This is a genomic window from Priestia sp. TRM10 (genome assembly GCF_057808375.1).
In genome coordinates this window covers 1-13,029 of record NZ_JBJZOT010000012.1, presented here as the reverse complement: position 1 = coordinate 13,029, position 13,029 = coordinate 1, and the positions used below count along the sequence as shown (strand labels likewise).

At 39.3% G+C, this 13,029-nt stretch carries 10 protein-coding genes and 2 pseudogenes; 10 read left to right on the top strand and 2 right to left on the bottom strand.

Annotated features, from left to right (window positions below):
* Positions 1–160 precede the first annotated feature (160 nt).
* The 7 genes and pseudogenes from ACK3CR_RS10695 to ACK3CR_RS10665 all read left to right on the top strand — a co-directional run bounded on the left by ACK3CR_RS10695 (position 161) and on the right by ACK3CR_RS10665 (position 9,539).
* On the top strand, positions 161–2,119 hold the full coding sequence (locus ACK3CR_RS10695) for a glycoside hydrolase family 127 protein (RefSeq protein ID WP_488975349.1): 1,959 nt from the start codon (positions 161–163) through the stop codon (positions 2,117–2,119).
* 52 nt (positions 2,120–2,171) lie between these two features.
* Positions 2,172–2,986 (top strand): annotated as a pseudogene (locus ACK3CR_RS10690) (FGGY-family carbohydrate kinase); the annotation flags it as partial.
* Between the two features lie 390 nt (positions 2,987–3,376).
* Positions 3,377–4,765, top strand: coding sequence for an MFS transporter (locus ACK3CR_RS10685; RefSeq protein WP_488975348.1), 1,389 nt, complete (start codon positions 3,377–3,379; stop codon positions 4,763–4,765).
* A gap of 339 nt (positions 4,766–5,104) precedes the next feature.
* Positions 5,105–5,242 (top strand): annotated as a pseudogene (locus tag ACK3CR_RS10680) (hypothetical protein); the annotation flags it as partial.
* Positions 5,190–5,423: a hypothetical protein gene (locus ACK3CR_RS10675; protein WP_488975347.1), complete on the top strand. Its 234-nt coding sequence runs from the start codon at positions 5,190–5,192 to the stop codon at positions 5,421–5,423. The pseudogene ACK3CR_RS10680 and the gene ACK3CR_RS10675, both read left to right, overlap by 53 nt.
* Positions 5,424–5,863: 440 nt before the next feature.
* Positions 5,864–6,085, top strand: a complete 222-nt coding sequence (locus ACK3CR_RS10670; RefSeq protein ID WP_488975346.1) for a hypothetical protein — start codon at positions 5,864–5,866, stop codon at positions 6,083–6,085.
* A gap of 385 nt (positions 6,086–6,470) precedes the next feature.
* Positions 6,471–9,539, top strand: coding sequence for a DUF5695 domain-containing protein (locus ACK3CR_RS10665; RefSeq protein ID WP_488975345.1), 3,069 nt, complete (start codon positions 6,471–6,473; stop codon positions 9,537–9,539).
* Between the two features lie 418 nt (positions 9,540–9,957).
* On the opposite strand, the gene ACK3CR_RS10660 is transcribed toward ACK3CR_RS10665, so the two are convergent.
* Positions 9,958–10,155: an IDEAL domain-containing protein gene (locus tag ACK3CR_RS10660; protein WP_488975344.1), complete on the bottom strand. Its 198-nt coding sequence runs from the start codon at positions 10,153–10,155 to the stop codon at positions 9,958–9,960.
* 251 nt (positions 10,156–10,406) lie between these two features.
* The gene (locus ACK3CR_RS10655; protein ID WP_410912489.1) at positions 10,407–10,619 is read right to left on the bottom strand and encodes a helix-turn-helix transcriptional regulator; all 213 of its coding nucleotides are present in this window, start codon (positions 10,617–10,619) and stop codon (positions 10,407–10,409) included.
* 163 nt (positions 10,620–10,782) lie between these two features.
* Between ACK3CR_RS10655 and ACK3CR_RS10650 the strand changes: the two genes are divergently transcribed.
* The 3 genes from ACK3CR_RS10650 to ACK3CR_RS10640 all read left to right on the top strand — a co-directional run bounded on the left by ACK3CR_RS10650 (position 10,783) and on the right by ACK3CR_RS10640 (position 12,799).
* Complete coding sequence (locus tag ACK3CR_RS10650; RefSeq protein WP_488975343.1) at positions 10,783–10,959, top strand: hypothetical protein; 177 nt, start codon at positions 10,783–10,785, stop codon at positions 10,957–10,959.
* Between the two features lie 171 nt (positions 10,960–11,130).
* Positions 11,131–12,246 (top strand): FtsK/SpoIIIE domain-containing protein, encoded by a 1,116-nt coding sequence (locus ACK3CR_RS10645; protein ID WP_488975342.1) that lies wholly within the window; start codon positions 11,131–11,133, stop codon positions 12,244–12,246.
* Between the two features lie 10 nt (positions 12,247–12,256).
* A complete protein-coding gene (locus ACK3CR_RS10640; RefSeq protein WP_488975341.1) occupies positions 12,257–12,799 on the top strand; it encodes a replication-relaxation family protein in 543 nt (180 codons plus the stop codon).
* The last annotated feature ends 230 nt before the right edge of the window (positions 12,800–13,029 follow it).

The following is a 13,029-nucleotide window of genomic DNA, read 5'->3' as shown; positions in this document are numbered from 1 at the left end:
TTCAAAATCGATATTTTTTAGCTAATATCTTGATGCTAAAATAGATATTGTAAGCGCTGTGAAAACTTATACAAAAATAATGGTAGCGCTTTTATAGAAATAATAAAGTAGAATTGAAAAAATGTAAATATAATATTTTTAGAAAGGGACGATTTATTTAATGAAGTTCGAATTAACGGAAAGTATTACAACCCCAGCCAAACAAGTAGTAGAAGATCAGTTTTGGAAAAATTATAAAGGTATTGTGGCAAACGAAGTTATTCCTTACCAGTGGAAAGCATTAAACGATGAACTTCCAGACACAGAACCAAGTCATGCCATCGAAAACTTCCGCATTGCAGCCGGTGAGTCTAATGGCGATTATTATGGAACTGTTTTCCAAGATAGTGATGTTGCTAAATGGTTAGAAACCGTAGCATATAGTTTACGCGATTTTCCAAATATTGAATTGGAGAAAAAAGCAGATGAAGTAATTGCTTTATTAGAAAGGGCTCAGCAAGAAGATGGATATTTAAATACGTATTATACGTTAAAAGAGCCAAACAACCGTTGGACCAATTTGCGGGATAATCATGAATTGTATTGTGCTGGTCATTTTATCGAAGCAGCTGTAGCCTACTATAAATCAACAGGGAAAAAAGAACTTCTGCACATCATGGAAAGGTACGTTGATTTAATTGATTCAGTATTTGGGGCGGAGGAAGGCAAAATTAAAGGTTATCCCGGTCACGAGGAAATTGAATTGGCATTAGTTAAGCTTTATGACGTCACAAATAATCAAAAATATTTAAATCTAGCTCAATATTTTATTGAACAACGCGGCCAGCAACCAATTTATTTTTCGGAGGAAATGGAGAAAAGGAAAACAATTGATACGGCCCCAACTTGGAATGATGATAATAATATTAACTTTGGCTTAGGGGATGAGTATCAACAAGCTCATAAGCCGGTGAGACAACAAAAAGAAGCCGTGGGTCATGCAGTTAGAGCCATGTATCTATATATTGCAATGGCTGATTTAGCAGCGAAAACTAAGGATAATTCGTTAAAAGAAACGTGCGAAATTCTTTGGGATGATGTAACCAAACATAAAATGTATATTACGGCGGGGATTGGGTCCGCAGTCAATGGAGAAGCAATTACATGCAATCATGATCTGCCAAACGATAGTATGTATTGTGAAACTTGTGCATCAGTTGGTCTTGCGTTCTGGGCAAATCGGATGCTTCGCTTGGATACAAACCGAAAATATACTGATGTACTTGAACGCGCGATTTATAATGGTACACTGAGTGGCATGGATTTAGATGGTAAGCGATTTTTCTATGTGAATCCTTTAGAAGTAAATCCATTCCAGAAAGTTAGAAAAGACCAAGATCATGTGAAAACAGAACGTCAAAAATGGTTTTTCTGTGCATGCTGTCCGCCGAATTTAGCACGTATGATTGCTTCTATTGAGGACAATGTTTATACGCAAACAGAAGATACTCTATATACTCATTTATACGTTGCTGGTAAAGTTCAGACCGTTTTGTCCGGTAGAAATGTTGAGTTGGCTCAAACTCATAACTATCCTTGGGAAGGCGACATTGCTATAACGGTCAAGGTAGAGAAACCGGTACAGTTCAAACTAGGATTAAGAATACCTGGTTGGTGTAAAACGGTTTTAGCTAAAGTAAATGGACAAACTGTGTCTGTTAAAGAATTAGAAAAAGGTTATTTGCTTTTAGACCGAGTATGGCAATCTGGTGATAGTGTCACGCTTGAAATGGACATGTCGATTATGAGAATGCGCAGCAATCCACTTGTGTCGATGAATCAAGGGCAAACAGCGTTACAGCGCGGTCCGATTGTTTATTGTATTGAAGAAGTGGATAACGGGGCTAACCTTGCAGGGATTCGCCTTCCAAAGCAAAGCGAGATAATCAGCCGGTATGAACCAGATTTCTTAAATGGGGTAGTTACACTAACAGCTGAAGGGTATCGAGTGATCTCCTCAGATGAGCTTTATAGTGACAAACAGGTACAAATGATTCCCCAAGAATTAACCGCTATTCCTTATTACGCTTGGTGTAATCGAGCGAAAGGGGAAATGCGAGTCTGGATTCATGAAATGTAAGTTTTTTAAAAAAACAGACTCGGAAGATGGTGAAAAAAGATAAGAATACAAAGGGATGGTTGCTACGAATAGTATGAGAAAACGTACCGGAAACGTCTCAGTAGGAACCTCAGTTTTTGCCATGATTGTATTAGAGAGAGAACTTTCAAAAGTGTATCCAGAAATCGATTTAGTAACTACACCAAACGGTAGTCCAGTGGGAATGGTTCATGGGAATAGCTGTTCAAGTGATATCAATGCTTGGCTGAGATTGTTCCGTGAATTTTCTGAGGCAATGAGAAAAAAGGTTGAAACGAATCAACTATTCGAAGTGATGTTGAATAAAGCTTTGGAGGCGGACTCAGATGGTGGCGGTTTGCTTAGTTATGGCTATTTCTCGGGAGAAAATATAACAGGTTTAGAAAAAGGCCGACCATTATTTGTTCGTTCACCAGAGGGTCATTTCAATTTAGCAAACTTCATGTGGACTCATCTTTTTACCGCATTCAGTGGCTTGAAATTAGGAATGGGTATTTTGACAAGGAAAGAAAATGTCGCCATTGATGGTATTTTAGCTCAGGATGGTTTATTTAAAACTCCTGTAGTTGGACAAAAAATTGTTGCAGCTGCAATCAATGTTCGGGTTTCAGTGATGGAAACCGCTGGAGAAGGTTGGGCCTGGGGATTGCCATTCTTGCTTCTTAGATGATGAATAAAAATCAAAATGAAAGTTTAGAAGACTTCCTCGATAAAAAAGTCTTTAAAGACGTTGATGGGAAAGAAATTTATCCTGATGGACTTGACGTTAAAGGATTTGAAGAATTTATCGGGCGATATGAAAAAGGTTTAGTGATTGAGCAGACTGCTATAGCTAATTTGGTTCTATGAGTGGAAAAATCGAAAACAGTGGATCAAATGAGGTTATTCCTTTTGATGCCAATTGAATGTATGAATCAAACACAAATGCATGAGTAAATGCAGGTAAGTAAGATTGTTTTACAACATGGTAAACGCGCGCTTACTTTCTCTAAATTTCTGCTACTTAACAAATAAAATTCGAAAGCGCTATCAATACTTAGTTGTGAAGGATATATACTTTATTAGTGGTCAGTCATAAATGATGAAACTGACATTAAGATTGCTGAGGATACTTAAAAGAACGGAGATAACCGTAATAGGCATGCAATTGTTAATTAAAAACTTCTGCTGGCCAAATGATATTGTTTGGTTTCCATTTAACCTTATGAGATAAATTTTTCAAAGAAAAGGAGAAAGAGTATGGAAGCAAATGTACGGTCAGAAACTACGGTCGGAAAAGATACGACCGACAAATTATCATTAACCGAAAAAATCAGTTATTCATTTACTGATTTAGCCGGTAACATGCTATATGTTACTATTACTACCTATATCATGTATTTTTATACTGACGTCTTTGGACTCTCGGTTGCTGCTGCAGGATTAGTTTTATTAGTTGCACGGTTCTTCGATGCTCTCAGTGCTCCTATTTGGGGAAGCATTATAGATCATACGCACTCAAAATGGGGGCAAAGTCGACCATACTTTCTTTGGTTAGCAATACCGTTTGGCGTTGCGTCAGTTTTGGCCTTCTTAACACCCTCATTATCGGCGACTGGTAAGGTATGGTACGCTGGTGTAACATACGTTTTAGCTGCTGGTATAATTTATACGGGGATTCAAACACCCATTAATTCAATTTTACCTAGCTTGACCAGGGACTCCAATGAAAGAATCGCTGCCAATACATTTCGGATGATTGGTGGGTCCATAGGAGCGTTTATTGCGGGCAGTGCCGTTTTACCGTTGGTGGCTTTACTGGGAAAGGGGAACAATAAAGCCGGCTTTCCTTTAGCCATAATGGTCCTAGCTATTGTATCAACTATTTTACTATTTATTGCCTTTAAAAATTTAAAGGAAAAACAAGTAAGTTCTTCAAAACCGATCCCATTAAAGGAAAGTGTTCGTGCAACTTATAAAAACTGGCCATGGATCTTTTTGGTTATCTCGTTCATTCTCTTTTGGGTTGCACAGGCTGATCGTATTAGTATTGCTGTATATTATGCTAAATATAATCTTGGAAATGCTAATTTGGCTGGACTCTTTAATGGCCTGGGAATATTAGGACTACTGGGGACAATATCAATTCCATTTCTTGTACGGATAACTAGTAAACATATGACAATGATCATTGGTTTGCTTATCGGTATTGTCGGACAATCCTTAATGGGGTTTGTTGGCAATAACATTCCTCTTATTATGATAAGTTGGGTCATTGCAGTCTTTGGCCTTGCAATTGCTTGCGCCATGCCATTTGCTATGTTAGCAGACACTGTTGACTATGGAGAGTGGAAAAATGGTGTGCGGGCCCCAGGGTTTCTCACTGCAATCGGAGGAGCCTTCTGTATTCAATTAGGTTCAGGTTTAGGTAGTTATATCCCATCTAAGGTCATGGAGGCAGCTGGCTTCGTATCAAATCAAGCTCAAACCGCAACTTCACTAGCTTCAATTGAATTTTCATTTATTTGGCTGCCGGTAATTATGTGCATCATTGCCATGATTCCGATGATTTTCTATGGGCGCTTTGAAAAGCGAGAATTCGAAATTAAAAAAGATTTGGAGGAGAGACATCATTCGGCACCAAGATAAGGGCAGGAGAAATCGTCCATTCTAATTCTATTTGTCGTTGGAAGACGGACATGTACGGATGGATTATTCAAGCGAAGGTGCACAAGAATACTATGACATGAGATTCACAATATCCATGGAACGAATCCATTTTATTCACATTTACCACTGAAAATCCTGTTGCTGGAAATATTGCAGTAAGAATCCCTGCATGGTAAAAAACTTATTCTATATAAAATCAATAATAAAGAAAATAATAATCCATTAGAAAACGGATAATTGCTAATTAATCGTACTTGGGAGAATGACGATAAAGTTAATATAGAGTTGGATATGCCACCTTGACGAGTATATGCTGACACGAGAGTTACAGAAGAAGTAGGTAAGATAGCAATTACAAGAGGTCCACTAGTTTATGTAGTTGAAGAGGTTGATAAAAAAAGATTTGGGAGCACTTTGGGTAATAGAAGCACCCTTGCAAGCTGTAAATTCCGATGATCTTTTACCAAATGCAGTTTACCTTAAGGGGAAAGCAAAACATCTTATCTCTTCAGAAGATCAGTTATATTCTTATAAAAAGCCAACATCCAAACTGATTGAACTAACGTTGATTCCGTATTTTATGTGGGGTAAACGTGGATATGGAGAAATTAGAGTGTGGTTGAGCACATCAGTATAAGATGGATTACGGTCAATAGAAAAAATGGAATCAGAGCCAGCGATTTTTTAACTGCGATCAGAAGTGCATTCTGCATTAAAGCAAGAAGTGGAGTCCGCGCTTTTCTACCAGCTTCGTTTATGTTGCGGGTCAAGCACAAACTTTTCCACATTGCTCGGTATTCAAATTAGCTTTATCTGAATGCCGGTGGTTGATTTCTTAATTTGTGTTATCCCAATGGTTATCTATAAAAAGTTTGAAAAAAATGAAAGTGTAATTCAAAAGGATTTAGAGTTGCGTAGTGCAAAAAGTGCTGAATTTAGTGGTGTGGTAAGCACGTGAGTTTTATAGGAATCTGACTAATGTATCATACAAACAAAGTTTACAGAAAATTCTTTAAATTAAGATGAAAAACAATGACATAATCAAGTTAGAATCATTACCTAGCCTAACAAGGAAAGGTGAAATCTAAGATAAGTGTAAAATTCATAGCAAAAAAAGCCAATATAGCCTCATTATTGAATGTAATAAATAACAGAGGACATGCAGAGGTAGAAACGCGTAAAAAGCTAATGAATATTATTGGAGAATTTAATTATCAACTAAACGAAATTCCCAAAAACCTTAAATTAAATAAGACAAATTCAATTGATATTATTGCGGATGATATTTCGGTTTTATAAGTCAATATAAGGAACCTGAAAAGCCATTATATAGATAATTAGTGAAGAGACAAGATGTATTAAACCAAGAAATCAAACCTGTAGCTTTAATTATGAGGAACCATTAATGGCTGCAGGTGTTTGCTCACACAATAAAGGCAAGGATTTAAAGTACTCGATGATGTATCAGGTTGCAACATTAGATAGCAGGACATGTAGTAATCATCTTGAGAATTTACGATTACAAGATTTTCATTTTTTCTAAGGAAATGAAACTAAATATTTAGGTATTTTCTATAAAAATTTCTTTATTAGAATACGTCAAAAGGGGGTGATTGTAAAGTAACTACCACCTCTGACTCTGTAAAAAAATGGATATTTAGATGAAAGTTAAGGAGGAAACCTTTTGAACAAACTATTGAAACAAACATTTGCAACAGCAGTAGTTGCTTTTGTCTCATTCAGTAGTACTTCTACTAATTTTGCAACGTCTAATATGGGAATATCGGGAGCGAATGAGGGCAATATCACCTACGCTTCTAATAATCATGTACTTACGTCGGATTATTTCAAGGTGGATATTGATGAAAACACTGGCGGTGTATTCAATTTATCTAATCCTAGCGATGAATATGGCACGAATTACGTGATGAATCCCGATATTCAACCACAGTTCAACATCAATGATTCCCGTTGGGTCGGAGATATGGTATTCAACGTGAAGAAGGCGTCCGGGTCGGCTACAAATATGACGACATCGCTTTCCGACGACTCCCGGACGGTGAGCTCAACCGATGATGGCGACGTCGAGGTGTTCTACAGTGGCAAATCCAGAAACGCTGACGGGATCAAGGGATTCACATTGACTGAGACATACTCACTTTCTGGAACGGACAATGACCAGTTTAACTGGACGATCAACATCAAGAACACTTCGACGGAGTCAATTGAGTTCCAGGACATTGGGTTTCCGCTTCTCATGAACGCCTGGTGGAACGGGGGTGATCAGGCCGGCATCTACGAACAAAACGTCGGCCGCCACTCGTTTGTTGCCGAGGACGGTTCCTACATCTACTGGCAGAGGCCCAATGGTGCCGGTCCGTATTTGGTCATGATTCCTAAGGACGGTACCTCCCTCGAGTTTAAGAACAAGGCTCGGACTGGGGAGGGGCCATTCGGAGAGAAAGATCCTTCATGGGAAGGACTAGTCGAGTACTTCATTCATTCCAAAAACGTCGCGCCTACACGTGCGGACCAGAACAAGGCGAGCACATACCTACCACCAACGTCATTAACCCTTCCTGGCGGCGGAGAAAAAACGTATGGTTTCACATTCCGTTGGGCAGAGAGCTATGCCGATCTACGGGACGTCCTGTATGACGCTGGTGTTGTTGATGCTGCCTCCTTGCCGGGTATGATCATCCCGAATGACCAGAAGGCGACCCTCGCAGTACGAGCAAAGGACGGAATTAACAAGGTGGTTGGTGAAAATGATAAGAAAGTCACAGTCACAGCGAAAGGTGAGAAGAATGGTTATCATATCTACGAGCTCAAGTTTGCTACGCTGGGTGTTAACTACGTCACCGTAGATTACGGCAGGGATAAGAAGTCCGTCTTGCAGTATTATTCGACGAAGCCAATCGAGGAACTGATCGAAGCAAATACGCAATTCATCGTCGACAACCAGCAGGCTAAGAACACCGGACGCGGGTACGAGGGGGCATTCTTGCAATGGGATATGGCTCAGAAGAAACTAGTGACGCGCCAGAATTATCCGAAGGTCTCATTCCTGAACTGGATGACTGGTGGTTCTGATGATCTCGGCTTATCGCCTGCGGTATTCCTTTCTGAGAAGAATGTCGGAAAGCCTGACCAAAAACAGATTGACTCGCTCGATTATTATCTGGAGCACTTTATCTGGGGGTACATGCAGACGCAGACAGATGCATCAGGAAATCGTACGTATAGGCTCTACCATTGGTATGACGGTACAGACGGATCTGCACCCGGTACGAACGATGGTAAAGCGACATGGCGGGTCATGAACTACCCGCATGTGTGGAATACATACTATAACATGTATCAGATTGCAACGAGGTACCCTCAAATCAAGACGGATCTGAGCGCCGATGAGTATCTTTTGAGAGCATATAACACGATGAGGGCGTACTTCCAGCATCCGAATGTGGGCACGCTCGATGATGCGTCGCGTGAAATGGGTTCGATGGGTGAGATGACAATGCCAGACATTGTCGATGCACTTAATAAGGAGGGACACGCTGCAAAGGCTGACGAACTCGAGTCCTACATCAAGGCAAAGGGCGAGAAGATGCTTTCACGCAAGTACCCATTTGCCTCTGAGATGAGCATCGACACCACAGCGTTCGAGGCGGTGTATACTCTTGCCAAGAGATACGGCGACAACGCCATGGTGAATAAGGTCACACAGGCTTCGATGGCTTCTCGTGGTATGCAGCCGTTGTGGTATTTCTATGGTTCGGATAACCGGCATATGGGTGAGTCATGGTGGAACTTGGGCTACGAAACCCAGCTTGGCGCGTGGCAGCAACAGGACTTCTTGTACAACTATGAGGTCACGGATAACAATGAGTTTGACGAGATCATGCGTTCCACGTACGGCGCCTATGTTGCGGGATGGGCAAATATTAACACTGGCCAAATCAGCAGTGACCCGGCCAATTATGGGGCTGCTTCGTGGATTTATCAAAGCCAGAAAGGTGCCGGTGAAGGTTCTTGGCGCTTCATGCCTATGCTTGATGGTTGGTGGGCCTTCTCCGGTGAATCAGCTCTTGGTTTCTGGGGTGGCTTGAAAACTGCTTCGGTGAATGTAGTAGATGACGGAATTGTAGGTCTATATGCTTATGGTGGTGATGTGAGATTGGAGGGAGGCGCATATACAATCACACCGAAAGATGGTGTACGCACACGCCTTGCACTCTATAACGAGAACAAATTTGCTTTTGAACTCAACAAGGCAAAATATACCAAAGTGGTTGTATCCAACAATCTGACAGATATCCAACTCGACCTTGAGGACGTGGTGAACGGAGAATACTCCCCGGAAGTTAAACTTCGTAACCTACCTGCTGGGGAGTATGATGTTTTTGTGGACAACCAAAAGGTTCAAGAAATAACTGCCGGAGGTAGAGAAACCACGCTAACGATAGAAAAACTGTCTGGCGATGCAGTCATTGAAATCACGTCCTCAACCAATCTTGAATTGCAACGGTTAGATGAAGTATTGGATTACGGGTTAAGCCAAGGGCTGATTCATTCCGACATTTTTAAAAGTTTTAAGGGTAAGGCAACAAGCGCACAAGAGGCATCGAACGATTCTGCCCGCCAGGGAAAGCTTAATGCGCTCATGAATGAAATCAAAGCACATGCCGGCAAAAAGATTGACGAATCATTTGCCTCAAGACTGCTACTCGGCTTGGAATCCATAAATAACTGAATAAATATTTTTATAAGATTCCTATTTAAGAGATGTAACTACTACATGAAAGCTGTTACTTTTTCATTCCAAGCAAGTTGAAAACGTAATTTCTAACAGACTCCTATTGAAGTTTCTGAATTTTAACAGGTAAAGCCAATACCCAAGGATAGAATACATTTATATTTTTGAAAGCTTTTCTTTTATTAACTAAATTAATGACGGATATTTGCAACCCGGAAGATTTAAAGTTTTTGGATTAAGTAAACAGTTTAACTTATTAAAATATCGATTTATTTCTTTTTTCTATTTAAGGATTCACATTACAAATCTAAATTTTAGATAATATCTGCAGATACTGATTAATGACTAAAATCCTTATTTTTTAGATATGAAGTAATACTTTATTTCAGAGCCTTTCTTTAATGATAGGCTCTTATCAAGAAACTGATTTAAGTTCTTCCGTCAAACGTAAAAAAGTTTCTTTATCTTTACTTTTTAATGATTGGTCAATTTCCTCAAGAATCTTAATTTTTTTGAAATCCTTCATGACTTGATTCAAAAAAAATTCAGCCACTACCTCGTCATGTATATTTATTTCAATTTGGTTCATTTCATTAGACACATTATTTTCCACCAATCGTCAACCCCTTTATCTTTTCTCTTTTGTAAAAAGTATTTCCCTTTTACACTCTTTTAATACGAGATTGATAGATAAAATTTTTAATGTCATATAGCCTTAAGGCTATAGACAAAGGCTTGAGCTTTTTTAAATGATAAGCATACCTATAACAAAGACCGCCCAGTATGCATTAGTGTATAAGGCGGTCTTAAGTATATTTATGATATATAACTATTCGTTTTTTCATGACAATATTCTACCTTCATTTAAATGTCAAAGAAATCATCAACTTTTGCATCTTTATTTACTTTTCTAATGGCTGACATAATCCTCTTAACTGTGGACATATTAGGTTCTCGTTTACCTGTGCAAATTTGATTCATAGCAGTACGCGAGATATTTGAATTCTTCGCTAACCATGCTTGACTTCTTCCTTCTTTCGTTAACCATTTGTTTAGTTTTGTTTTTTTGACTCCCATCCCTTACACCTCTACATTATGGTTTTATGGCTTCATTTATGTCCATTTAGTTAAGTTTTTATACACAAAGAGTTAACTAAATTTAACCTTTTTTATAAGACAAGATAAGTTGAACAAGCCATACAACATACACTCCACTATACCAACTTACGAGGAGGTTCATATGATTACAGTCCTAGGAACAAGCCTGGTGTTATTTACGGTGATTTATGCAGAGAGAAAGGGATGGGTCGATAAAGAAAAGGTAAGAGTCATCATGCAGGTTGGAATGAATATGGGTATCTTGGGGAGCTTGCTCTATTTTTTGTATACATTGTCCTCTTTCCTTCCCTTCTTATGACCAAGGTTCCAACCAGGATAGAAGAGAAAAAGGAATAGGGTCATGACGATAAGAACAGCATTTGGAAGCTTCCCTTTTCAAGGAACTATCTATAAAAGATAAAAAGAAGGAGTGAGAAGAATGTGGGAGCTCATGGCGATTCCCCTTTTAACGGGGGCCACAGCTTTATGGTTGGGAAGGAATACATCCAGTGAGGAACATCATATCGTTCAACAGACCTTTGAGCACTACCATATCCACGTGAGAGACGGAAAAAATAACCGATATCCTCAGCTTGTTCGGGAGTGTAAAAGTACGAAACAAATCAAGCTGATTTATCGCACACATTTAGCTTTAGAAGAAAAAACATTGCGAACGTTACAACAGATTTTATCGGTCACCTTAAATCAAGAAGTGAACGTATCGTTTAAGAAATGGCTGATTATTGAGATTCTCAAACACAAAATGCCTTCCTACGTGTCTTACCAAGACGTCCCCTATCGTAAAGGATGGATGGTCCCATTAGGGAAAAACCACCAAGGATGGCATTTTCATCATTTTGATTATACGCCGCATACCACCATTTCGGGAACGACTCGTTTTGGGAAAACAGTCATGATGAAAGTGATGATGACGTACCTTATTGAACACCATCCCCGAGATGCTCAATTCATGATCATCGATTTAAAGGGTGGATTAGAGTTTGACCGGTATAAGAACCTTCAACAAGTCAAACGTATAGCCAGTGATCCCATAGAGGCCTTATACGCCTTGAAACAGGTACAGAAAGACATGAAGGAACGAATGGCCCTTTTTAAGCGTCAAGGATGGTCCAATATTGTGGACACTCCCCTCTCTCAACGTCTGTTTGTGTTGATTGATGAAGCCGCACAACTGACACCTGAAAAATTTATGGAGAAAGAAGAAAAGAAGACGTTAGCCCAGTGTCAATCGATCCTCAGTGAAATAGCACGTCTAGGAGGCGCTCTGGGCGTTCGATTGGTGTATGGAACCCAATACCCTACCTCCAATGTATTGAATGGCTCAATCAAGCAAAATGCGGATTTAAAGGTGAGTTTTCGGCTGGGAAGTGATTATGCATCTAAGGTAGCCCTTGATGCTTATGGAGCCGAAACCTTACCTTCAGATATCAAAGGACGTGCGTTGATTAAAACGCATGAAGTGAAAGAAGTGCAAGTCCCCTACCTTACTCATGATGAGATATGGAAACGAATTGGAGGGTATGAAATTGCAAAACAAACAGTTGTGTCAAACGAGACAGGAGAAGATTATGTACGCCTTGGATAAGTTGGAGTGTATGAGTCGGTCTCAATTGCAGTCCCTCTTTCAGTTGAAGAGTGTCCGCAATGCCAATCGTGTTCTCTATAATATGAGTCCATTTTTAAATAGCAAGCGTCTTCATGAAAACATCTATTATTTGTCTAAGAAAGGTCGTCAACACATTGGATCGGAGAAAAGCAAACCCCATTTAACACAGTTAGAACATAAAGTGAGGCGAAATGATATTTACTTGTATTATGGGTGTCCAAAGGATTGGAAAATAGAACGCCCAAACGAATGGAGGATCCAGGGAGAAATGTATAAGATCATTAGTGATGCTCGCTTTTCCCTTCACGGTGTCATTTGTTTTGTGGAAGTGGATCTCAAACAGAAGATGCTCGAAAACAAGAAGAAAATTAGGTTATATCGTTCCCTCTTTCAAGCCCTAGGAGAACAGCAAGCTCTACTCAGCTTCTATACGACAACACAAGTGAGAAAAGAAAGGATTCTAAGCTGGTGTCAGGAATATAAAGTCAATGCGGAAGTTTTAACGACAGAGGATTTTGAAAATTATTTTTAATAAACTTACAAATGGTATACATTTTAATATGGACAAATTGAAACCAGGGAGCCCTTATGGAGAACTATTTATCTTTTAGAATCATGTTCTAAAAGATAATATTTAAACAAAAAAATAATGACTCATTTAAGAGAAATCTATAAAAATAGGTCGAATATACATTGTGCACATTGGTAGAGTTTGCTATAATAACAGCAATTAGACAGTTCGGAATAGAAAAAAGGTTCAAG

Excerpts from the sequence above, each read along its gene's own strand:
- ACK3CR_RS10685 (WP_488975348.1), top strand. The coding sequence starts at position 3,377 with ATGGAAGCAAATGTACGGTCAGAAACTACGGTCGGAAAAGATACGACC.
- ACK3CR_RS10640 (WP_488975341.1), top strand. The coding sequence starts at position 12,257 with ATGAGTCGGTCTCAATTGCAGTCCCTCTTTCAGTTGAAGAGTGTCCGC.
- ACK3CR_RS10695 (WP_488975349.1), top strand. The coding sequence starts at position 161 with ATGAAGTTCGAATTAACGGAAAGTATTACAACCCCAGCCAAACAAGTA.
- ACK3CR_RS10650 (WP_488975343.1), top strand. The coding sequence starts at position 10,783 with ATGATTACAGTCCTAGGAACAAGCCTGGTGTTATTTACGGTGATTTAT.
- ACK3CR_RS10655 (WP_410912489.1), bottom strand. The coding sequence starts at position 10,619 with ATGGGAGTCAAAAAAACAAAACTAAACAAATGGTTAACGAAAGAAGGA.